The organism is Micromonospora sp. NPDC002717, assembly GCF_040295705.1.
GTDB lineage: Bacteria > Actinomycetota > Actinomycetes > Mycobacteriales > Micromonosporaceae > Micromonospora.
In genome coordinates this window covers 314,189-335,854 of record NZ_JBEOVW010000001.1, presented here as the reverse complement: position 1 = coordinate 335,854, position 21,666 = coordinate 314,189, and the positions used below count along the sequence as shown (strand labels likewise).

General features: G+C 71.5%; 19 protein-coding genes. All 19 read left to right on the top strand.

The annotated features are described in order from the left end of the window. The first annotated feature begins 92 nt into the window (after positions 1–92). Positions 93–1,328 (top strand): cell wall anchor protein, encoded by a 1,236-nt coding sequence (locus ABT006_RS01635; protein ID WP_350701887.1) that lies wholly within the window; start codon positions 93–95, stop codon positions 1,326–1,328. A gap of 108 nt (positions 1,329–1,436) precedes the next feature. Beyond that, entirely contained in the window at positions 1,437–2,147 is a 711-nt protein-coding gene (locus ABT006_RS01630) for a demethylmenaquinone methyltransferase (RefSeq protein ID WP_350701886.1), read from the top strand. 178 nt (positions 2,148–2,325) lie between these two features. Further along, positions 2,326–2,556, top strand: a complete 231-nt coding sequence (locus tag ABT006_RS01625) for a hypothetical protein (protein WP_350701884.1) — start codon at positions 2,326–2,328, stop codon at positions 2,554–2,556. A gap of 181 nt (positions 2,557–2,737) precedes the next feature. After that, a complete protein-coding gene (locus tag ABT006_RS01620; protein WP_350701882.1) occupies positions 2,738–4,015 on the top strand; it encodes a geranylgeranyl reductase family protein in 1,278 nt (425 codons plus the stop codon). A gap of 188 nt (positions 4,016–4,203) precedes the next feature. Next, positions 4,204–4,569 (top strand): NADH-quinone oxidoreductase subunit A, encoded by a 366-nt coding sequence (locus ABT006_RS01615; RefSeq protein ID WP_350701881.1) that lies wholly within the window; start codon positions 4,204–4,206, stop codon positions 4,567–4,569. A 14-nt stretch (positions 4,570–4,583) separates the two neighbouring features. Next, positions 4,584–5,258, top strand: coding sequence for a NuoB/complex I 20 kDa subunit family protein (locus ABT006_RS01610; RefSeq protein ID WP_350701880.1), 675 nt, complete (start codon positions 4,584–4,586; stop codon positions 5,256–5,258). Continuing rightward, positions 5,255–5,992, top strand: a complete 738-nt coding sequence (locus tag ABT006_RS01605) for an NADH-quinone oxidoreductase subunit C (protein ID WP_350701878.1) — start codon at positions 5,255–5,257, stop codon at positions 5,990–5,992. The genes ABT006_RS01610 and ABT006_RS01605 overlap by 4 nt, the downstream gene beginning before the upstream one ends. Next, positions 5,989–7,314 carry an NADH-quinone oxidoreductase subunit D gene (locus ABT006_RS01600; protein WP_350701877.1) on the top strand — a complete coding sequence of 442 codons (1,326 nt, stop codon included), beginning with the start codon at positions 5,989–5,991 and terminating at the stop codon, positions 7,312–7,314. Before ABT006_RS01605 ends, ABT006_RS01600 begins: the two co-directional genes overlap by 4 nt. Beyond that, positions 7,311–8,468, top strand: a complete 1,158-nt coding sequence (nuoE, locus tag ABT006_RS01595) for an NADH-quinone oxidoreductase subunit NuoE (protein ID WP_350701875.1) — start codon at positions 7,311–7,313, stop codon at positions 8,466–8,468. Before ABT006_RS01600 ends, nuoE begins: the two co-directional genes overlap by 4 nt. Then, the gene (gene nuoF, locus ABT006_RS01590; RefSeq protein WP_350701873.1) at positions 8,465–9,781 is read left to right on the top strand and encodes an NADH-quinone oxidoreductase subunit NuoF; all 1,317 of its coding nucleotides are present in this window, start codon (positions 8,465–8,467) and stop codon (positions 9,779–9,781) included. The genes nuoE and nuoF overlap by 4 nt, the downstream gene beginning before the upstream one ends. Beyond that, entirely contained in the window at positions 9,781–12,291 is a 2,511-nt protein-coding gene (locus ABT006_RS01585; RefSeq protein WP_350701872.1) for an NADH-quinone oxidoreductase subunit G, read from the top strand. The genes nuoF and ABT006_RS01585 overlap by 1 nt, the downstream gene beginning before the upstream one ends. Next, positions 12,288–13,643, top strand: coding sequence for an NADH-quinone oxidoreductase subunit NuoH (gene nuoH / locus ABT006_RS01580; protein WP_350701871.1), 1,356 nt, complete (start codon positions 12,288–12,290; stop codon positions 13,641–13,643). Before ABT006_RS01585 ends, nuoH begins: the two co-directional genes overlap by 4 nt. Before the next feature lies 1 nt (position 13,644). Continuing rightward, positions 13,645–14,286, top strand: coding sequence for an NADH-quinone oxidoreductase subunit NuoI (gene nuoI, locus ABT006_RS01575; protein WP_121397080.1), 642 nt, complete (start codon positions 13,645–13,647; stop codon positions 14,284–14,286). Continuing rightward, positions 14,283–15,053, top strand: a complete 771-nt coding sequence (locus ABT006_RS01570) for an NADH-quinone oxidoreductase subunit J (RefSeq protein ID WP_350701869.1) — start codon at positions 14,283–14,285, stop codon at positions 15,051–15,053. The genes nuoI and ABT006_RS01570 overlap by 4 nt, the downstream gene beginning before the upstream one ends. Next, the gene (gene nuoK, locus ABT006_RS01565) at positions 15,050–15,349 is read left to right on the top strand and encodes an NADH-quinone oxidoreductase subunit NuoK (protein WP_350701867.1); all 300 of its coding nucleotides are present in this window, start codon (positions 15,050–15,052) and stop codon (positions 15,347–15,349) included. Before ABT006_RS01570 ends, nuoK begins: the two co-directional genes overlap by 4 nt. Positions 15,350–15,360: 11 nt before the next feature. Continuing rightward, positions 15,361–17,319 (top strand): NADH-quinone oxidoreductase subunit L, encoded by a 1,959-nt coding sequence (gene nuoL / locus ABT006_RS01560; protein WP_350701865.1) that lies wholly within the window; start codon positions 15,361–15,363, stop codon positions 17,317–17,319. A gap of 64 nt (positions 17,320–17,383) precedes the next feature. Further along, a complete protein-coding gene (locus ABT006_RS01555; protein WP_350701863.1) occupies positions 17,384–18,919 on the top strand; it encodes an NADH-quinone oxidoreductase subunit M in 1,536 nt (511 codons plus the stop codon). Continuing rightward, complete coding sequence (nuoN, locus tag ABT006_RS01550; protein ID WP_350701861.1) at positions 18,916–20,469, top strand: NADH-quinone oxidoreductase subunit NuoN; 1,554 nt, start codon at positions 18,916–18,918, stop codon at positions 20,467–20,469. The genes ABT006_RS01555 and nuoN overlap by 4 nt, the downstream gene beginning before the upstream one ends. 90 nt (positions 20,470–20,559) lie before the next feature. Beyond that, positions 20,560–21,645, top strand: coding sequence for a polyprenyl synthetase family protein (locus tag ABT006_RS01545; RefSeq protein WP_350701859.1), 1,086 nt, complete (start codon positions 20,560–20,562; stop codon positions 21,643–21,645). Positions 21,646–21,666 lie beyond the last annotated feature (21 nt).

Genomic DNA, 21,666 nt, shown 5'->3' with positions numbered 1-21,666 from the left:
ATGATCCGCCCTGCTGGCGCACCACGTCATGCTTCGATACGGTCCGCTCGGTTCCGCAACCATCCGTTTCTTCCCTAACCCCCGGGGGACCGATGACCCTGTTCCACCGCTCGGCCCTGGCCCGCGCCGGCGCCGTGGCGCTCCTCGCGGCGGGCGGCCTGACCACCGTCGCCGTTCCGGCGTACGCCGCCGACCAGGCTGACCTCGCCCTGACGCCGACCAGCTACCAGTTGGCCAAGGGCGTCAAGGCCGCGAAGGCCAAGCCGTTCAAGTTCACCGTCCAGAACCTCACCGACGGCGTCGACGCCAAGGCCGTCACGGTGGAAGTCGACCCCAGCGGCCTCAAGGCCAAGCGGGTCGGCTACGTCGTGCCGGACGGCTGCGAGGTGACCGGCAAGACCTTCACCTGCCTCCTCGGCGACCTGCGGGGCGGCACCAGCGAGGACTTCGGCATCCCGTTGTTCAGCACCGGCGGCAGGGGCGACGGCGGCGTGCTGAAGGTGACGGTCAGCTCGGCCACCGGCGACCCCGACCTGGAGAACAACAAGGACATCGAAGTGCCGGTGACCGTGACGAAGCCGGGCTACGACCTCACCGCCTGGGTGCAGGACGTCCAGGCCAACGTCGTGGTCAACGGGGCGGTGGCCGACGAGCCCGACCTGAAGCCCGTACGCCGGGGCGAGACGGTCCCGCTGGACTGGGCGGTCTACAACGACGGCAGCCGGCCCGCGACCGGTCTCTTCTACGGCCTCATGCTCCCGTCGGGTGTGAGCTTCGTGACGCTGCCGGAGAGCTGCGTCGAGGACGAGTTCCTCGGCAGGGCGCGGGCGCTGTGCGAGGACGCCGGTGCGACCATCCGCCGGGGGCAGTACTACACCGCCGACGTGACGGTGAAGGTCGGCGACGACGTCACCGAGCCGGTGCTCCGGGAGGGCGACCTCTTCGCGTACGGGCTGGAGGCAGTCGAGGGCGAGCCGGAGGCGGAGGCGCAGGTCGCCAGCCCGGAGCAGCGGAAGACCTTCACCGAGGCCGAGCCGATGGACAACCACGCGACCTTCGAGGCGTTCGTGGACCTGTCGGCGCAGCCGACGCCGAACCCGACCCCGACGCCGACCCCGAGCGGCGAGCCGACCCCGACCACGACCCCGGGCGGCGGCACGGGTGGCGGCGACGGTGACGGCGGCGGGCTGCCGGTGACCGGCGTGCAGGCCGGCCTGATCGGCGGCATCGGCGCCGCCGTGCTGCTGGCCGGCGGCGCGCTGCTGCTGATCTCCCGGCGGCGCGACGTCGTCCTGGTCAACCCCGGCGACGAGAAGTCCACCGACTGACGTACGCCGCGCAGGGGCGGGGTGGGCGGCCTCCCCGCCCCTGTCGCGTACCCGCCGGGCGGCCGACCCGCCGGGCGTCGGCCGGAGTCGGGCTGGCAGAGTGGAGGGGTGAGCCGTACCCCGCCGGGCCAGCGCGCCGGCCTGGACAAGCAGCCGCACGAGGTCGCCGCGATGTTCGACGGCGTGGCGGCTCGTTACGACCTGACCAACACGGTGATGACGGCCGGCCGGGACCGGGCGTGGCGCCGGGCCACCCGGGAGGCGCTCGGGTTGCGCCCGGGCGAGCGGGTGCTCGACGTGGGCGCGGGCACCGGTGTCTCCACCGAGGAACTGGCCCGTTCCGGGGCGTACGCGGTCGGCGCCGACCTGTCGCTGGGCATGCTGCACGCCGGCAAGCGCACCCGTCCGGCGGTGCCGCTGCTGGCCGGCGACGCGCTGCGGCTGCCCTTCGCCGACGGCGTCTTCGACGCGGTGACCATCTCGTTCGCGCTGCGCAACGTCGTCGACACCGAGGCCGCGCTGCGGGAGTTCGCCCGGGTCACCCGGCCCGGTGGCCGGCTCGTGATCTGTGAGTTGAGCCACCCCACCAACGCCGTCTTCCGCACCGCCTACCTGTCGTACCTCATGCGGTGGCTGCCGGCGGCGGCGCGGGTGGTCTCCAGCAACCCCGACGCGTACGTCTACCTGATCGAGTCGATCCGGGCGTGGCCGGACCAGGCCGCGCTGGCGCAGCGGATCCAGGCGGCGGGCTGGGGCTCGGTGGCCTGGCGGAACCTGACCGGCGGCCTGGCGGCGCTGCACCGGGCGGTCCGCGACTAGGCGGGGCACGGCGCCGGCCGGCTCCCGCGTCATGAGCGGCGGCGCCGCGCCGGACGGCCCGCTTCCGGGCGGCGGCCGGTGCCGACGGGAGGCCGATCGGCGCGCCGCACCCGCTGAGAAAGCGGCTGTTTCGTGAATATCCGTTTTTAGTCCACTTTGCGCCGTTAAGCTCGCCCCCATGACGGGACCAGAGCAGCCGGCCGGTGTGGAGGCCACCGACGACGACGCCGCAGAACTCATCGCGCAGCTCAGGGAGTTGGCCGGCGCGGATCCCGCCGACGTCCGGCAGGTGGTGGCCGAGGTGCTGGCCGCGCTGGACCGCGCCGCCGGCGGCGCGCTGCGCGAGCACCTGCCCGAGACGATCCGGCTCGACGCCGGCCTGGGCGCGGCCGCTCCGGCCCGGCACTGACGCCCGGCGCCGACCCCCGCCGGCATCCGGTCCCGACCCCGACCGACGCCCGGTCCCGACCCCGACGGGTGGGTTTCCGGCAAGTTAGGTACCCCTGATCAGGCGTGGTTATGACGCCGGTCATAGACTCCCCCCGTCTGGCTTGTGAAGGATTTCACGAGCATGCGGGAGGAGGCGCGAGATGACCGCGGTGGAGCATGACGCCGACGTGATCGTCGTGGGCGCCGGTCCCGGTGGGTCGGCTACCGCGTACCACCTGGCTCGGCACGGCGTACGGGTGCTGCTGCTGGAGAAGACGGAGTTCCCCCGGGAGAAGGTCTGCGGCGACGGGTTGACCCCGCGTGCCGTGCGGCAGCTGATCCGGATGGGCGTGGACACCTCGCCCGAGGCGGGCTGGCTGCAGAACAAGGGCCTGCGGGTGATCGGCGGCGGCGTCCGGCTGGAGCTGGACTGGCCCGACCTGGCGAGCTTCCCCAACTACGGCCTGGTGCGCACCCGGCTGGACTTCGACGACCTGCTCGCCCAGCGGGCCGTCGCCGCCGGCGCCAAGCTGCGCACCAGCGTGAACGTCACCGGCCCGGTGCTCGACCCGGACGGCCGGGTCGTCGGCGTCGAGGCGGAGGTCGGCCCGGAGAAGGAGCCCGCCACCTTCCACGCCCCGCTGGTGGTCGCGGCCGACGGGGTCTCCGGCCGCTTCCCGCTCGCCCTCGGGCTGGCCAAGCGGGAGGACCGGCCGATCGGGGTCGCCGTCCGGCGCTACTACCGCTCGCCCGCCAAGCACGACGACAACTACCTGGAGTCCTGGCTGGAACTGCGCAGCAAGGACAGTGGCGACAACCTGCTGCCCGGGTACGGCTGGATCTTCGGGCTCGGCGACGGCCGGGTCAACGTCGGCCTCGGCGTGCTCAACTCCTCCTCCGCGTTCGGCAAGACGAACTACCGCCGGCTGCTCACCGACTGGCTGGCCAACACCCCGGCGGACTGGGGCATGACCGACGAGGCCAACGCGGAGGGGCCGATCCTCGGCGCCGCGCTGCCCATGGGCTTCAACCGGGTGCCGCACTACACCCGCGGCGTGATGCTGGTCGGCGACTCCGGCGGCATGGTCAACCCGTTCAACGGCGAGGGCATCGCGTACGCGATGGAGTCCGGTGAGATGGCCGCAGAGATCGCCGTGCAGGCCCTCGCGCGCCCGGCCGGCGCCGAGCGCGAGCGCGCCCTGACGGCCTACCCGGCGGAGCTGAAGGCCCGCTTCGGCGGCTACTACCGGCTCGGCGGTGTCTTCGTGAAGCTCATCGGCCGTCCCGAGATCATGCGGATGGCCACGAAGCACGGCATGCCGCACCCGATGTTGATGCGCTTCGTGCTCAAGCTGCTGGCCAACCTGACCGACCCCCGTGGCGGGGACGCGATGGACCGGGTCATCAACGCGATGACGAAGGTGGCACCAGCCGTGTAGCGCGAGGAGTGAGCTTGCGAGCCCGCAGTCGCAAACGAAGGCGGGCTCGTGTGACGGCCGGGCCCGCGGCCGGCGACGACCGCGGCGCGGACAGAGATCGACCCCCCGGCGACAGCCGTCGCGGGGGACGTGAATAGTGTGATTTTCGTCAAGGACCAGGGGCAGGGAAGGACGAGCAGGAGAAAACGATGTCGCTCTCGCCTTACGCACCGATCATCGGGCTGTTCGCCCTCGCCGCGGGGTTCGCGCTGTTCTCCGTGGGCGCCGCCCGCTTCGCCGGTCCCCGGCGTTACAACAAGGCCAAGCTCGAGGCGTACGAGTGCGGCATCGAGCCCAGCCCGCAGCCGGTCGGCGGCGGCCGGTTCCCGATCAAGTTCTATCTGACGGCGATGCTCTTCATCGTCTTCGACATCGAGATCATCTTCCTCTTCCCCTGGGCGGTCTCGTTCGACGCCCTGCCGATCTTCGGCTTCGTGGAGATGGTCCTGTTCATCGTCGCGGTCTTCGTCGCGTACGCCTACGTGTGGCGGCGTGGCGGCCTGGACTGGGACTGAGGGAGGAACCTCAGATGGGTATCGAGGAGAAGCTCCCCGCCGGTGTCCTGCTCACCTCGGTGGAGAAGCTGGTCAACTGGTCGCGGAAGTCGTCGGTCTGGGGCGCCACCTTCGGCCTGGCCTGCTGCGCGATCGAGATGATGGCCGCCGGTGGCCCGCACTACGACATGGGTCGCTGGGGCATGGAGGTCTTCCGGGCCTCGCCCCGTCAGGCCGACCTGATGATCGTGGCCGGCCGGGTGAGCCAGAAGATGGCCCCGGTGCTGCGCCAGATCTACGACCAGATGGCGGAGCCCCGCTGGGTCATCTCGATGGGCGTCTGCGCCAGCAGCGGCGGCATGTTCAACAACTACGCCATCGTGCAGGGCGTCGACCACGTCGTCCCGGTGGACATGTACCTCCCCGGCTGCCCGCCCCGGCCCGAGATGCTCATCGACGCGGTCCTCAAGCTGCGCGAAAAGATCATGCACGAGCCGCTCGGCCCGAACGGCCGCAAGATGCTCGAGGCGCGCAAGGAGCGCGGTGACGTCCCGGTCGTCCCGTACGGCTCGATGCCGTCGTCGTACCGCAGCGACAAGGCCCGGCGGGCCGAGTGGACCAAGGCGGTCCGCGAGGGCCGCGAGGAGCAGCTGCGGATCGAGAACTGGATGAAGGCCCAGAACCACCTGCAGCACGGGGGCGTCAAGTGACCGCACCTAACCACAAGGCGAACGACGGCGGCGTGCCGGTGCCGGTGACGCCGGCCGGCGCCACCAGCGGGGCCCCGGCCGAGCACCCGCCGGCCAGCCCGGCGGGCCGGGGCATGTTCGGCAACCAGGGCTCCGGCGACGTCTCCGGCTTCGGCGGCCTGGTCCGGCAGCGCCGGACCATCGAGGACGCCCCCCGGCCGTACGGGAGCTACTTCGACGAGGTCCGCGACGCGCTGGAGGAGGCGTACCCGGCCTTCGGCGACGCCATCGAGAAGGTCGTGGTCGACCGGGGCGAGCTGACCCTGCACGTACGCCCCGAGCGGATCGCCGAGGTCTGCCAGGTGATGCGGGACGACCTCGCGCTCCGCTTCGAGCTGTGCTCCTCGGTCTCCGGTGTGGACTACCTGGGCGCCGACTCCCGCCGGCTGCACGTCGTCTACCAGCTCACCTCGATGACCTACCGCCGCCGCGTGCGGCTGGAGGCCGCGGTCTCCGCCGAGGATCCGCACCTGCCGAGCGTCACCTCGGTCTACCCGACGGCGGACTGGCAGGAGCGCGAGACGTACGACATGTTCGGCGTCGTCTTCGACGGCCACCCCAGCCTGACCCGGATCCTCATGCCGGACGACTGGGAGGGCTTCCCGCAGCGCAAGGACTACCCGCTCGGCGGTGTGCCCGTCGAGTACAAGGGCGCTGAAATTCCACCGCCGGACCAGCGGAGGTCGTACCAGTGACCACGTCGAACTACGCCACCGAGCGCGACACCACCGAGGGCAAGGTCTTCACCGTCACCGGTGGCGACTGGGACAGCGTCGTGTCGGGCACCGACCCCATCAACGACGAGCGGATCGTCGTCAACATGGGCCCGCAGCACCCGTCGACGCACGGCGTGCTCCGGCTGATCCTGGAGCTGGAGGGCGAGACGGTCCGCGAGGCCCGCTCGGTCGTCGGCTACCTGCACACCGGCATCGAGAAGAACCTCGAATACCGCAACTGGGTCCAGGGCAGCACCTTCGTGACCCGGATGGACTACCTCTCCCCGCTGTTCAACGAGACGGCGTACGCGCTGGCGGTGGAGAAGCTGCTCGGGATCGAGGAGCAGGTCACCGAGCGGGCGACCACCATCCGCGTGCTGATGATGGAGCTGAACCGGATCTCCTCGCACCTGGTCTGGCTGGCCACCACCGCCATGGAGCTGGGCGCGATCAACATGATGCTCTACGGCTTCCGCGAGCGTGAGTACATCCTGGAGATCTTCGAGATCGTCACCGGGCTGCGGATGAACCACGCGTACGTCCGGCCGGGCGGCGTGGCCCAGGACGTGCCGGACGAGGCGATCGTGAAGATCCGCGAGTTCCTGAAGCTGCTGCCGAAGCGGCTCAAGGAGTACGAGGACCTCCTCTCCGGGCAGCCGATCTGGCTCGAGCGGACGAAGAACGTCGCGGTGCTCGACGTGACCGGCTGCCTCGCGCTCGGCGTGACCGGCCCGGTGCTGCGCTCCGCCGGCCTCGCCTGGGACCTGCGCAAGACGATGCCGTACTGCGGCTACGAGACGTACGAGTTCGACGTGCCGACGCACACCGACGGCGACGTGTGGGGCCGCTACCTGGTCCGGCTCGCCGAGATCCGGGAGTCGCTCAAGCTCGTCGAGCAGGCGCTGGACCGGCTCAGGCCGGGCCCGGTGATGGTGGCCGACAAGAAGATCGCCTGGCCGGCGCAGCTCGCCATCGGCGTCGACGGCATGGGCAACTCGCTGGAGCACGTCGCGAAGATCATGGGTCAGTCGATGGAGTCGCTGATCCATCACTTCAAGCTCGTCACCGAGGGTTTCCGGGTGCCGCCGGGCCAGGTCTACGTCGGCATCGAGTCGCCGCGCGGCGAGTTGGGCGTGCACGCCGTCTCCGACGGTGGCACCCGGCCGTACCGGGTGCACTACCGCGAACCGAGCTTCGTCAACCTCCAGGCCCTCCCGGCGATGGCCGAGGGCGGCCTGATCGCCGACGTGATCGCCGGCGGCGCCTCGCTGGACCCCGTGATGGGTGGTTGTGACCGATGAGTGCTTTCACCGAAGAGACCCGCGAACGGGCCCGGGAGATCATCGCCCGGTACCCGGCCGACCGGTCCCGGTCGGCGCTGCTGCCGCTGCTGCACCTGGTGCAGGCCGAGGAGGGTTACGTCTCGCCGGCCGGCGTGGAGTTCTGCGCCGAGGTGCTGGGCCTGAACAAGGCCCAGGTCGGCGCGGTGGCCACCTTCTACACCATGTACAAGCGCCGGCCGACCGGTGACTACCTGGTGAGCGTGTGCACCAACACGATGTGCAACGTGCTCGGCGGCCAGGAGGTCTACGACACCCTCGCCGAGCACCTCGGCGTGGGGCACGACGAGACCACCACCGACGGGAAGATCACCCTGGAGCACGCCGAGTGCCTGGCGGCCTGCGACTACGGGCCGGTGATGACCGTCAACTACGACTTCTTCGACGGAGTGGACCCGCAGACCGCGCTCGGCGTGGTCGACGAGCTGCGCGCCGGGGGCCGGCCGATGCCGACCCGGGGCGCCCGGCTCTGCACGCTCAAGGAGATGGCGGTGCAGCTCGCCGGCTTCGCCGACGAGCGCGAGGGCGCGGTGGCCGACGGCGGGCCGGGAGAGCCCACCCTGCGCGGGCTGCGGCTGGCGCAGCAGCACGGCATCTCGGTGCCGGGCTTCGACCCGAACACCCCGATCCGCAGCAAGGCCGAGGCCGACAAGGCCGCCGCCGAGGCGAAGGCCAGGAGCGAGGCCGCCGCGAAGCCGGCTCCCGCCCCGGCCGCGAGTGGCAACGGCGCCGGGCCCGCCGGCAGGGCGGGCAACGCGGGCGCCGGCGAGCCGGCCCCGGCGGCCGAGGCAGCCGGCAGCACCACCCGGGACGTGAAGGCGCCGGACGACAAGTCGCCCGAGGTGCGGGCCGCCGAGACCCGCCAGCCGGACGCGCGGACGGCCGTGCCGGACGCCCCCGGCACGAAGGTCCCCGCCGACAGCGTGCCGCCGGCGCCCCGCGACGCCCAGGCGGCGGAGGCCGCCGGAGCAGCGGCCAACGCGCCGGCCGGCGACGGCAAGCCCGCCGGCGACGAGGCCGGGGCGCAGGAGCGCAACCTCAAGGAAGCCGAGGCGGGGGCCGGCGCCGGTGGCGCGGGCTCCGCCCGCGCGAGCGAGACGGGGGTCCAGAAGTGACCACTCCCCGGCCGGAGACCCTGGCCAAGCTGACGCCGGTGCTCACCAAGCGCTGGCTGTCGCCGGACGCGTGGCGGATCGGCACCTACGAGAAGCTCGACGGCTACGCGGCCCTGCGCAAGGCGCTCAAGGCCCACCCGGACGACCTCATCCAGCTGGTCAAGGACTCCGGGCTGCGCGGTCGCGGCGGCGCCGGCTTCCCGACCGGTCTCAAGTGGGGGTTCATCCCGCAGGGCGACGGCAAGCCGCACTACCTCGTGGTCAACGCCGACGAGGGCGAGCCGGGCACCTGCAAGGACCTGCCGCTGATGACGCACGACCCGCACTCGCTCGTCGAGGGCGTGATCATCGCGTCGTACGCGATCCGGGCCAACCGCGCCTACATCTACATCCGGGGCGAGGCGGTGCACGCCGCGCGCCGGCTGCGCAACGCCGTGCAGGAGGCGTACGCCCGGGGCTACCTCGGCCGGAACATCCAGGGCAGCGGCTTCGACCTGGACCTGGTGGTGCACTCGGGCGCCGGGGCGTACATCTGCGGCGAGGAGACCGCGCTGCTGGACTCGCTGGAGGGCTTCCGGGGCCAGCCCCGGCTGCGCCCGCCGTTCCCGGCGACCCACGGCCTGTACGCGAGCCCGACCGTCGTCAACAACGTCGGCACCATCGCGAGCGTGCCGTACATCGTGCTGGGCGGCGCGGACTGGTGGAAGACCATGGGCACGGAGAAGTCCTCCGGTCCGATGATCTACTCGCTCTCCGGCCGGGTCGCCAACCCCGGCCAGTTCGAGTGCACCATGGGCGTCACCCTGCGGGAGCTGATCGAGCTGGCCGGCGGCATGCAGCCCGGCCACAACCTGAGGTTCTGGACGCCGGGCGGCTCGTCGACGCCGCTGCTCACCGCCGAGCACCTGGACGTGCCGCTGGACTTCGAGGGGGTGGCGGCGGCCGGTTCGATCCTCGGCACCACGGCCACCCAGATCTTCTCCGACCAGGACTGCCCGGTCTACGCGACCTACCGGTGGCTGGAGTTCTACCACCACGAGTCGTGCGGCAAGTGCACCCCGTGCCGCGAGGGCAACTACTGGATGGTCCGGGTCTACCGGCGGATCCTCGCCGGCCAGGGCACCCACGAGGACCTGGACACCCTGCTCGACACCTGCGACAACATCCTCGGCCGCTCGTTCTGCGGCCTGGGTGACGGTGCGACCAGCTCGGTGACCTCGTCGCTGAAGTACTTCAAGCAGGACTACCTCGACTACATCGAGGGACGTACCGCGCCGAAGCTGTCGGACAAGCAGCTGGTGGGAGCGCACTAATGACTGACGTCGTCAAGCAGACCGAGACCGTCACCCTCACCATCGACGGCGTCGAGGTCACCGCCCCGAAGGGGGCGCTGCTGATCCGGGTCGCCGAGCAGTTGGGCACCGAGATCCCCCGGTTCTGCGACCACCCGCTGCTGGCCCCGGCCGGCGCGTGCCGGCAGTGCCTGGTCGAGGTGGAGGGGCAGCGCAAGCCGGTCGCCTCCTGCACCCAGACCGTCGCCGACGGCATGGTGGTACGCACGCAGCTCACCTCCCCGGTCGCCAAGAAGGCGCAGGAGGGGGTCATGGAGCTGCTGCTGCTCAACCACCCGCTCGACTGCCCCATGTGCGACAAGGGCGGCGAGTGCCCGCTGCAGAACCAGGCGATGTCGACCGGTCGCGCCGACTCGCGGTTCCACGAGCACAAGCGGGAGTACCCGAAGCCGCTGCCGATCAGCACCCAGGTGCTGCTCGACCGCGAGCGCTGCGTGCTCTGCCAGCGCTGCACCCGGTTCTCCGAGGAGATCGCCGGCGACAAGTTCATCGATCTGATGGGCCGGTCGTCCGCCGAGGAGATCAACATCTACCGGGACGAGGAGTACGGCGAGGAGGGCGACGCGGGTGACGTGCCGTTCAACTCGTACTTCTCCGGGAACACGGTGCAGATCTGCCCGGTCGGTGCGCTGACCGGCACGCAGTACCGGTTCCGCGCCCGCCCGTTCGACCTGGTCTCCACGCCGAGCGTGTGCGAGCACTGCTCGGCCGGGTGCGCCCAGCGCACCGACTGGCGGCGGGGCAAGGTGCTGCGCCGGCTGGCCGGCGACGACCCGCAGGTCAACGAGGAGTGGAACTGCGACAAGGGGCGGTGGGGCTTCCAGTACACCCGCGCCTTCGACCGGCTCACCACCCCGCTGGTCCGCGACGAGCGCACCGGCGAGCTGCGCGAGGCGTCGTGGAGCGAGGCGCTGGCCGTCGCCGCCGAGGGGCTGCGCGCGGCGCGGGACGGCCAGGGCACGGCGGTGCTGACCGGCGGCCGGCTGACCGTCGAGGACGCCTACGCGTACGCGAAGTTCGCCCGGGTCGCCCTGAACACCAACGACATCGACTTCCGGGCCCGGCCGGTCTCCCGCGAGGAGACCGACTTCCTGGCCAGCTCGGTCGCCGGGGTCACGGACGTCACGTACGCCGACGTGGAGAACGCGCCGGCCGTGGTGCTGGTCGGGCTGGAGCCGGAGGAGGAGTGCCCGATCCTCTTCCTGCGGCTGCGCAAGGCGTACCTCAAGAAGAAGCTGACGGTGTACGCGATCGCGCCGTTCGCCACCCGCGGCCTGGAGAAGCTCGGCGCCAAGCTGGCCCGGGTGGTGCCGGGCGAGGAGGCGACCGTGCTCGCCGAGCACGCCACGGTCGCCGAGGCGCTGAGCGCCGAGGGCGCGATCCTGATCGTCGGCGAGCGGCTGGCGAGTGTGCCGGGCGGCCTCTCCGCGGCGGCGGACGTCGCCCGGCGTACCGGCGCGAAGCTGGCCTGGGTGCCGCGGCGCGCGGGTGACCGCGGCGCGGTCGACGCGGGCTGCCTGCCCAACATGCTTCCCGGCGGCCGCCTGGTCACCGAGCCCGCCGCCCGGGCCGAGCTGGGCGAGGCGTGGGACATCGCGGCCGGGGTGATCCCGAGCCAGGCCGGCCGGGACACCGACGGCATCCTCGCCGCCGCCGCCGGCGGCCAGCTCGGCGCGCTGGTGGTGGCCGGGGTCGACCCGGCCGACCTGGCCGACCCGCGGCTGGCCGAGGCGGCCCTCGACGCGGTGCCGTTCCTGGTCAGCCTGGAGCAGCGGATGAGCGCGGTGGCCCGCCGGGCCGACGTGGTCTTCCCGGTGGCCCCGGTGGCCGAGAAGGCCGGCAGCTTCCTGGACTGGGAGGGCCGGCTGCGCACCTTCGAGGCGGTGCTGCGGACCGCCGCGATGACCGACGGCCGGGTGCTGGACGCGCTCGCCGCGCAGCTCGACGTGCAGCTCGGCACCGGCGACGTGCTCAGCGTCCGCCGCGAGCTGGGCGCGCTGCCGCGTACCCGCACCGACCGGCCCGCCGCCCCGGCGGTGGAGCCGGCCGCGGTGCCGCAGCCGGGCGCCGGCGAGGCTGTGCTGGCGACCTGGCACCAGCTGGTCGACCTGGGCAGCCTCACCGACGGCGACGAGCACCTCGCGGGCACCGCCCGCCCGCCGGTGGTCCGGCTGGGCAAGGGCACCGCGGAGGCGCTCGGCGTCGCCGACGGCGACCCGGTGACGGTGGGCACCGACCGGGGGGCGCTGACCCTGCCGGCGGCGATCACCGAGATGCCGGACGGCGTCGTCTGGCTGCCGACCAACTCGCCCGGCTCGACCGTGCGGCGCAGCCTCGGCGCGACGTCCGGCGCGGTCGTCCGGATCTCCGCTCCCGCCCGGACCGGGGCGGCGCCGGAGGCCGGAGAGGTCGCCGCGGACGCGGCCGGCCGTCCGGGCCCGCTCCTCAACGCAGGGGGTGCAATCCAGTGAACGCGGTCTACCTGGCCCAGGATCCGACGCTGGCCGACTTCGGCCGGGACCCCTGGTGGCTGGTCCTCGGCAAGATCGTCTTCGCCTTCGTATTCGGTCTGCTCGCCACCCTGCTCGGCGTCTGGTTCGAGCGGCGGGTCGTGGGTCGCATGGCCGTGCGGCCCGGCCCCAACCAGGTCGGCCCGTTCGGCCTGCTGCAGACCCTCGCCGACGGCCTGAAGATGGCCTTCAAGGAGGACATCCTGCCGAAGGCGGCCGACAAGGTCGTCTACTTCTTCGCCCCGACCATCTCGGTGATCTGCGCGGTCACCGCGCTGTCGGTGGTGCCGTTCGGTCCGATGGTGAGCATCTTCGGCCACTGGACGCCACTGCAGGTCACCGACGTGCCGGTGGCGGTGCTGGTGCTGCTGGTCTGCTCGTCGATGGGCATCTACGGCATCGTGCTCGGCGGCTGGGCCTCCGGCTCGACCTACCCGCTGCTCGGCGGCCTGCGCTCCACCGCCCAGATGATCTCGTACGAGGTCGCGATGGGCCTGAGCATCGTGGCGGTCTTCATGACCGCCGGCACGATGTCCACCAGCGGGATCGTCGCCGCCCAGGCGGACGGCACCCGGCTGAGCATCGCGGGCGTCGAGGTCCCGGCCCCCGGCTGGTACGCGATCCTGCTGCTGCCCAGCTTCGTCATCTTCTTCATCGCCACGGTCGGCGAGACCAACCGCGCGCCGTTCGACCTGCCCGAGGCGGAGTCCGAGCTGGTCGCGGGCTTCATGACGGAATACAGCTCGCTGAAGTTCGCGCTCTTCATGCTCAGCGAGTACGTCTCGATGGTCACCATGTCCGCGGTCACCACGACGCTCTTCCTGGGCGGCTGGCGGGCCCCGGCGCCGATCACCACCATCTGGGCCGGCGCGAACTCCGGCTGGTGGCCGATGCTCTGGTTCTTCGCCAAGGTCGTCCTGCTGGTCTTCGTCTTCGTCTGGCTGCGGGGCACGCTGCCCCGGCTGCGCTACGACCAGTTCATGCGCTTCGGCTGGAAGGTGCTGCTCCCGATCAACCTGGCCTGGATCCTGGTCCTGGCCGGCCTGCGCTCGATCGAGGACTGGGACTCGCGCAGCAAGCTGATCGCGGTCGGCATCCCCGCCGGCATCCTGCTGCTCGCCACGCTGCTGTGGCCGAGCCGGAAGCCGCAGCCGAAGCCCACCGTCCAGGAACAGGTCGACAACCGGCCGCACGGGAGCTTCCCGCTGCCCCCGATGGACCTGCAGGTACCACCGAGCCCGCGCACCAGGCGCGTGGTCGCCGAGCGGGAGCCGGCCAACATCGCCGCCGGCTCGGACTCCAGGGAGGTGTGACGTGGGCGCGATCACCGGAACGTTCAAGGGCTTCGGTGTCACCTTCTCGCACATGTTCAAGAAGGTCGTCACCACCGACTACCCGTTCAAGCCGCCGGTGTCGGCGCCGCGCTACCACGGGCGGCACATCCTCAACCGGCACCCGGACGGGCTGGAGAAGTGCATCGGCTGCGAGCTGTGCGCCTGGGCCTGCCCGGCCGACGCGATCTACGTCGAGGGCGGCGACAACACCGACGAGCAGCGCTTCTCGCCGGGTGAGCGGTACGCCAGCATCTACCAGATCAACTACGCCCGCTGCATCTTCTGCGGGCTCTGCATCGAGGCCTGCCCGACCCGCTCGCTGACGATGAGCAACGAGTACGAGCTGGCCCGGGACAGCCGGCAGGATCTGATCTTCACGAAGGAGCAGTTGCTCGCGCCGCTGCTGCCGGGCATGGAGCAGCCGCCGCACCCGATGCGGCTGGGCGACAGCGAGAAGGACTACTACGTGGGCGCGCTGACCAACCCGGGCACCTCGGCCGGCGCGGAGCACTCGGCCAACAACCCGGGCCGGTACCAGGTGGAGGAGCACCCCGGTGTGACCTTCCCCGGCGCCGAGCAGCACGCCCAGCGGGCGGCGGCCGCCAAGGGGGACGGAGCATGACCACGCAGACGGTGCTCGCCGCGGCGGGCGAGGTCTCCGGTGGGGAGCAGGTGACGTTCTGGATCCTGGCCCCGCTGGCGCTGATCGGCGCGATCGGGATGGTCGCGGCGCGCAACGCCGTGCACTCGGCGCTCTGGCTGGTGCTGACCATGCTCTGCCTGGGCGTGTTCTACGTGCTCCAGGCCGGGCCGTTCATCGGCATGGTGCAGATCATCGTCTACACCGGCGCGATCATGATGCTCTTCCTGTTCGTGCTGATGCTGGTGGGCCGGGACGCCTCGGACTCGCTGATCGAGACGCTCCGCGGCCAGCGGGTCGCGGCGGTGGTGCTCGGGCTCGGCTTCGCCGGCCTCGTCGGCGGCGGCCTCTGGCGCGCGCTGGAGGGCACCACGGCCGTCGGCCTGGAGCAGGCCAACGCCGAGGGCAACGTGCAGGGCATCGCCCGGCTGCTCTTCACCAAGTACGTCTTCGCGTTCGAGCTCACCTCGGCGCTGCTCATCACCGCCGCGGTCGGCGCGATGGTGCTGGCGCACATCGAGCGGCGCAAGCAGGACAAGCTGGACCAGCCGACGACCATGCGGGCGCGCTTCGCCCCGGGCAACTACCCGGGCCCGAAGCCCGGCCCGGGCGTCTACGCGACCTCGTCCTCGGTGGCCACCCCGGCCCGCCTGCCCGACGGCCGGCTGACCGAGGTGAGCACCCCCGACATCCTGCCGGTGCGCGAGCTCACCGACCGGGAGACCTCGCTGAAGGGGACCGAGAAATGACGCCCGACTACTACCTGGTGCTGGCCGCGGTGCTGTTCACCATCGGCGCGGCCGGTGTGCTGATCCGGCGCAACGCGATCGTGCTGTTCATGTGCATCGAGCTGATGCTCAACGCGGCCAACCTGATGCTGGTCACCTTCAGCCGGATCAACGGTGACCTCAACGGCCAGATCATGGCGTTCTTCGTGATGGTGGTCGCGGCGGCCGAGGTCGTGGTCGGGCTCGCGATCATCATGGCGATCTTCCGGACCCGGCGCTCCGCGAGCGTCGACGACGCCAACCTGCTGAAGTACTGAGGGGTCCTGCGGTGGGAACGATTCTGACGAACGCCCCGGCTGAGCCGGCGGGCACCGTCGCGTACGCGACGGCGGACGGGCTGCTGGGCAGCGTCTGGCTGCTGGTGGCGATCCCGCTGGTCAGCGCGGCGATCCTGCTGCTGCTCGGCCGGCGGGCGGACCGCTGGGGGCACTGGCTCGGGGTGGCCGCCATCGGCGCCGCGTTCGTGCTGGGCCTGACCTACTTCTTCCAGCTGCGTGGCCTGGAGAACAAGTCGGTCGAGCTGAGCCTGTGGGACTTCATCACGGTCGGCGACCTGCGGGTGGACTTCGGCCTGCTCTTCGACCCGCTGGCCGCCGTCTTCGTGCTGCTGATCACCGGGGTGGGTTTCCTGATCCACCTCTACGCGGTCGAGTACATGGCGCACGACGCGGGGCGCCGGCGGTTCTTCGGGTACTTCAACCTGTTCGTCGCCGCCATGCTCCTGCTGGTGCTCGGCAACAACTACGTGATGCTCTACTTCGGCTGGGAGGGCGTCGGTCTGGCGTCGTACCTGCTGATCTCCTTCTGGTACGAGCGGCCGAGCGCCGCCACGGCCGGCAAGAAGGCGTTCCTGATGAACCGGGTCGGCGACGCCGGCCTGGCGATCGGCATCTTCATCATGTTCGCCACCCTCGGCACCACCCAGTACGACGAGGTCTTCAACGGCGTCGGCTCGCTGACCGCGACCACGGTGCTGGTGCTCGGCCTGCTGCTGCTGCTCGGCGCGACCGGCAAGTCCGGCCAGTTCCCGCTCCAGGCGTGGCTGCCGGACGCGATGGAGGGCCCGACCCCGGTGTCGGCGCTCATCCACGCCGCCACCATGGTCACGGCGGGCGTCTACCTGATCGCCCGCTCCAACCCGATCTTCTCGGCCAACTCCACCCTCCAGCTCGTGGTGGTGAGCGTCGGCGCGCTGACCCTGCTGATCGGCTGCGTCATCGGCGCGGCCAAGGACGACATCAAGCGGGTGCTGGCCTGGTCGACGGTGAGCCAGATCGGCTACATGTTCGTCGGTGTCGGCCTCGGCGGGGGCGCGTACGCGCTGGCCATCATCCACCTGCTGGCGCACGGCTTCTTCAAGGCCAACATGTTCCTCGGCGCCGGCTCGGTCATGCACGGCATGAACGACCAGGTCGACATTCGCCGCTTCGGTGGCCTCTCGAAGCACATGAAGGTCACCTGGCTGACGTTCATGATGGGCTGGCTCGCCATCATCGGCATCCCGCCGCTGTCCGGCTACTTCTCCAAGGAGCCGATCATCGTGGCCGCGTTCGAGCGGGAGGACTGGACCGCCTGGCTCTTCGGCGGCGCGGCCCTGCTCGGCGCCGGGCTCACCGCGTTCTACATGACCCGGCTCTTCGTGCTCACCTTCCACGGCCCGAAGCGCTGGACGGAGGACATCGAGCACCCGCACGAGTCGCCGAAGCTGATGACCGTCCCGCTGGTCCTGCTGGCGATCGGCTCCGTCGGGGCCGGCTACCTGCTCTCCACCTCGGTGCCGGACTGGCTGACCGCCACCGCCGGGCTGGGCGGCCAGGAGGCCGAGCACCACCCGGTGCTCTCGCACGCCGTGGTCACGATCCTGTCGATCCTGGTCACCGTGCTCGGTGCCGGGCTCGCCTGGTTCCTGTTCCGGGGCGGCACGGCCACCGCGCCGCAGCCGGCCGGGGTGCTGGTCACCGCCGCCCGGCGCAACCTCTACACCGACGCGTTCAACGAGGCGGTCTTCGAGAAGCCGGGCATCTTCCTCACCCGGGCGCTGGTCTACCTGGACAACCGGGGCGTCGACGGGCTGGTCAACGGCCTCGCGGCGGGGATCGGTGGCGGCTCGGGCCGGCTCCGGCGGCTCCAGACGGGCTTCGTCCGGTCGTACGCCACCTCGATCCTGGCCGGCGCGCTGCTGGTGGTGGCGGCGTTCCTGGCCGTCGAGGCGGGGTGGCTGGCGTGATCGACCTCTTCCAGGCGGCCGTCGTCGGCGGACCGCGCAGTGACGACGGAGGTAAGGCCGCATAATGTCCGACTTCCCGTTCCTCTCGGTGCTCACCGTGGCACCGCTGGTCGGTGCCCTGGTGGTGGCCTTCCTGCCGCGCAGCCGGCCGGAACTGGCCAAGCAGGTGGCGCTCGGCTGGTCGCTGCTGGTGCTGGCGCTGTCGGTGGTCATGTGGGTGACCTTCCAGGTCGGTGGTGACCGCTTCCAGTTCCGCGAGTCGTACCCGTGGATCCCGAACTGGGGCGTCAGCTTCACCTTCGCCGCCGACGGCATCGCGCTGGTCATGCTGATGCTGATCGCGGTGCTGGTGCCGCTGGTGATCCTGGCGTCCTGGCACGACGCCGAGTCGTCGAAGCGGTCGGTGCCGGTCTACTTCGCGCTGCTGCTCGTCCTCGAGTGCACGATGATCGGCGTCTTCGCCGCCGCCGACGTCTTCCTGTTCTACGTGTTCTTCGAGGTCATGCTGGTGCCGATGTACTTCCTCATCGGCAGCTACGGCGGCCACCAGCGGCAGTACGCGGCGGTGAAGTTCTTCCTCTACTCGCTCGTCGGCGGCCTGTTCATGCTCGCCGCGGTGATCGGCCTCTGGGTGGTCGGCGGAAAGACCTTCGACTGGCAGGCGCTGTCCCAGGTGGACATCTCCACCGGCACGGAGCGCTGGCTGTTCCTCGGCTTCTTCCTCGCGTTCGCGATCAAGGCGCCGTTCTTCCCGTTCCACACCTGGCTGCCGGACGCCGGTGGCGCGGCCCCGGCCGGCGCGGCGGCGCTGCTCGTCGGCGTGCTCGACAAGGTCGGCACGTTCGGCATCCTGCGCTACTGCCTGCCGCTGTTCCCGGACGCGGCCAAGTGGTTCGCCCCGTGGGCGCTGGCGCTGGGCCTGATCGGCATCATCTACGCCGCGCTGCTGGCGGTGGGCCAGAACGACCTCAAGCGGCTGGTGTCGTACACGTCGATCGCGCACTTCGGCTTCATCGGGGTGGGCATCTTCGCCTTCACCACCCAGGCGGGCACCGGCGCGGTGCTCTACATGCTCAACCACGGCCTCGCCACCGGCCTGCTCTTCCTGGTGGTGGGCATGCTCATCGCCCGGCGCGGCTCGGCGCTGATCAGCGACTTCGGTGGTGCCGGCAAACTGGTGCCGCTCCTGGCCGGGGTGCTCTTCTTCGCCGGTCTGGCCTCGCTCGCGCTGCCCGGCACCGCGCCGTTCGTCTCCGAGTTCCTGGTGCTGATCGGCACGTTCACGGTGAACAAGCCGGTCGCGGTGATCGCTACGCTCGGCATCATCCTGGCCGCCGCGTACGTGCTGTGGATGGTGCAGCGCACCACGCAGGGCACGCTCAATCCGGCGCTGACCGAGGTCGACGGCATGCGGCGGGACCTCAACCTGCGCGAGAAGTTCGTGGTCGCCCCGCTGATCGTGCTGATCGTGCTGCTCGGCTTCTACCCGAAGCCGGTGACCGACGTGATCAACCCGGCCGTGCAGGCGACCATGCAGGACATCGGCAGGACCGACCCCGCCCCGACCTCGGGCGGCACCGTCCAGGAGGCGGCAAAGTGAATGAGCTGAAACTGCCGTCGATCGACTACGCGGCGCTCGCGCCGACCCTGATCATGCTGGGCGCCGCGCTGCTCGGCGTGCTGGTCGAGGCGTTCGTGCCCCGCCGGCTCCGGCACGTGGTGCAGCTCTCGTTGGCCCTGCTGGCGGTGCTCGCCGCGCTGACGATGGTGGTGCTGGCGGCGGACGAGCGGTCGATCACCATCGGCGGGGCGATCGCGGTCGACGGGCCGACGCTCTTCCTCCAGGGCGCGATCCTGGTCCTCGCCGCGATGGCGCTGCTGCTCATCGGCGAGCGCTCGGTGGAGCGGGGCGGGGCGTTCGTCGCCCAGGCCGCGGTCACCGCCGAGTCGGCCGACGACCGGCGGCAGGCCGAGGGCAAGAACGGCCTCACCGAGGTCTACCCGCTGACCACGTTCGCGATCGGCGGCATGCTGATCTTCGTGGCGGCGAACGACCTGCTGACCATGTTCATCGCGCTCGAGGTCTTCTCGCTGCCGCTGTACCTGCTCTGCGCGCTGGCCCGCCGCCGGCGGCTGCTGAGCCAGGAGGCCGCGCTGAAGTACTTCATGCTCGGCGCGTACGCCTCGGCCTTCTTCCTGTTCGGCGTGGCCCTGGTGTACGGCTTCACCGCGGGCGTCCCGGGCCGGCAGGCGGGCGTCGACTTCGCCACCGTCCACGCGGCCGTGGCGGACTCCCCGGCCAGCCCGGTGCTGCTCTTCGCCGGCATGGCGATGCTCGCCATCGGCCTGCTCTTCAAGGCCGCTGCCGCCCCGTTCCACGTCTGGACGCCGGACGTCTACCAGGGCGCGCCGACCCCCATCACCGGTTTCATGGCCGCCTGCACCAAGGTCGCCGCGTTCGGCGCCCTGCTGCGGGTTTTCCACGTCGCCTTCGACGGGGCGCGGTGGCAGTTCACCCCGGTCCTCGGCGCGGTGGCGGTGCTGACCATGCTGGTCGGCGCGGTGCTGGCGGTCACCCAGACCGACATCAAGCGGCTGCTGGCGTACTCCTCGATCGCCAACGCCGGCTACCTGCTGGTGGGCGTGCTGGCACCGAGCGCCGACGGGGTCTCGGGGACGATGTTCTACCTGGTCGCGTACGGCTTCTCGGTGCTCGCCGCGTTCGCCGTGGTGACCCTGGTGCGCGACGCCGACGGGGAGGCCACCCACCTGTCCCGCTGGGCCGGGCTGGGGCGGCGTTCGCCGTTCTACGCCGGCGTCTTCACCTTCATCCTGCTCGCCTTCGCCGGCATCCCGCTGACCAGCGGCTTCACGAGCAAGTTCGCGGTCTTCGGGCCGGCGCTCGACGGCGGGCAGGCGTGGCTGGTGATCGCCGGCGTGCTGACCAGCATGGTGCTGGCCTTCCCGTACCTGCGGGTCGTGGTGATGATGTGGCTCTCCGAGCCGGGCGAGTCGACGCCGACCGTCGCCGTGCCGGGCGGGCTGACCTCGGCCGCGCTGATGATCGGCGTGATCGCCACCCTGGTCCTCGGCGTCGCCCCGGCGCCGCTGCTCGACCTGGCCACCGGTGCCGCCGAATTTGTCAGATGACCGACGCTCGGGCCTGCGGGGGCCGGTACGCCACGGCGTGCCGGCCCCCGCGCCGTATCCCCCGTCCCGGGCAGGTCGGAGGGGTGTGGCATGGTTGAAGGCGTGGTGAATCCGGCTGGCGAGCGTTCAAGTGCCATCGGGTCCGGCGGCCGTCGGACCAGGGTGAGCACGAGTCAGTTCGGCGCGCTCGGCCTCTATCTCGCCGATCCCCGCGTCGAGGCGTCCGTGCTGGGCCTGCTGGAGGGTGTCGAGGTCGAGTTGCGGGCCAGTGTGGCCAGTGCCGACCCGTTCGTCACCGAGGCCGCCCGGCACCTCGTGGAGGCCGGCGGCAAGCGGTTCCGGCCGCTGCTGGTGGCGTTGGGCGCGCAGTTCGGCGACCCGACCAGCGCCCAGGTCGTGCCGGCCGCGGTGGTGATGGAGCTCACCCACCTGGCGACGCTCTACCACGACGACGTGATGGACGAGGCCGCCGTGCGCCGGGGGGCGCCCAGCGCCAACTCCCGGTGGACCAACTCGGTCGCCATCCTCGTCGGCGACTACCTCTTCGCCCGCGCCGCCGACATCGCGGCCGACCTGGGGATCGAGGCCGTACGCCTCCAGGCGCGCACCTTCGCCCGGCTGGTGCACGGCCAGATCGCCGAGACCGTCGGCCCCCGCCCCGGCGACGACCCGGTGGCCCACTACCTGGACGTGATCGCGGGGAAGACCGGCTCGCTGATCGCCACCTCGGCCCGCTTCGGCGGCATGTTCGGCGGCGCCGCCCCGGAGCACATCGAGGCGCTGGCCGGCTACGGCGAGACCATCGGGGTGGCGTTCCAGCTCTCCGACGACCTGCTCGACATCGCCTCGGAGTCGGTGGAGTCGGGCAAGACCCCCGGCACCGACCTGCGTGAGGGCGTGCCGACCCTGCCGGTGCTCTACGCGCTCGCCTCGGACGACGCCGACGCCGCCTCGGTGCGGCTGCGGGAGATCCTGGCCACCGGCCCGCTGACCGACGACGACCTGCACGCCGAGGCGCTCGGCCTGCTCCGCGAGAGCCCGGCGCTCAAGCGGGCCCGGGAGACGGTCCGCAGCTACGCCGAGGAGGCCCGGGAGCAGCTCGCGCCGCTCCCGGAGAGCCCGGCCCGCCGTGCCCTGGAATCCCTCTGCGACTACATCGCCGACCGCACGAGCTGACGCCCGTCCCGGGCAGCCCCG

Bases quoted from the DNA above. Each gene is read 5' to 3' on its own strand.
- ABT006_RS01635 (WP_350701887.1), top strand. From the start codon at position 93: ATGACCCTGTTCCACCGCTCGGCCCTGGCCCGCGCCGGCGCCGTGGCG.
- ABT006_RS01625 (WP_350701884.1), top strand. From the start codon at position 2,326: ATGACGGGACCAGAGCAGCCGGCCGGTGTGGAGGCCACCGACGACGAC.
- ABT006_RS01620 (WP_350701882.1), top strand. From the start codon at position 2,738: ATGACCGCGGTGGAGCATGACGCCGACGTGATCGTCGTGGGCGCCGGT.
- ABT006_RS01615 (WP_350701881.1), top strand. From the start codon at position 4,204: ATGTCGCTCTCGCCTTACGCACCGATCATCGGGCTGTTCGCCCTCGCC.
- ABT006_RS01610 (WP_350701880.1), top strand. From the start codon at position 4,584: ATGGGTATCGAGGAGAAGCTCCCCGCCGGTGTCCTGCTCACCTCGGTG.
- nuoE (WP_350701875.1), top strand. From the start codon at position 7,311: ATGAGTGCTTTCACCGAAGAGACCCGCGAACGGGCCCGGGAGATCATC.
- ABT006_RS01585 (WP_350701872.1), top strand. From the start codon at position 9,781: ATGACTGACGTCGTCAAGCAGACCGAGACCGTCACCCTCACCATCGAC.
- ABT006_RS01570 (WP_350701869.1), top strand. From the start codon at position 14,283: ATGACCACGCAGACGGTGCTCGCCGCGGCGGGCGAGGTCTCCGGTGGG.
- nuoK (WP_350701867.1), top strand. From the start codon at position 15,050: ATGACGCCCGACTACTACCTGGTGCTGGCCGCGGTGCTGTTCACCATC.
- ABT006_RS01555 (WP_350701863.1), top strand. From the start codon at position 17,384: ATGTCCGACTTCCCGTTCCTCTCGGTGCTCACCGTGGCACCGCTGGTC.
- ABT006_RS01545 (WP_350701859.1), top strand. From the start codon at position 20,560: ATGGTTGAAGGCGTGGTGAATCCGGCTGGCGAGCGTTCAAGTGCCATC.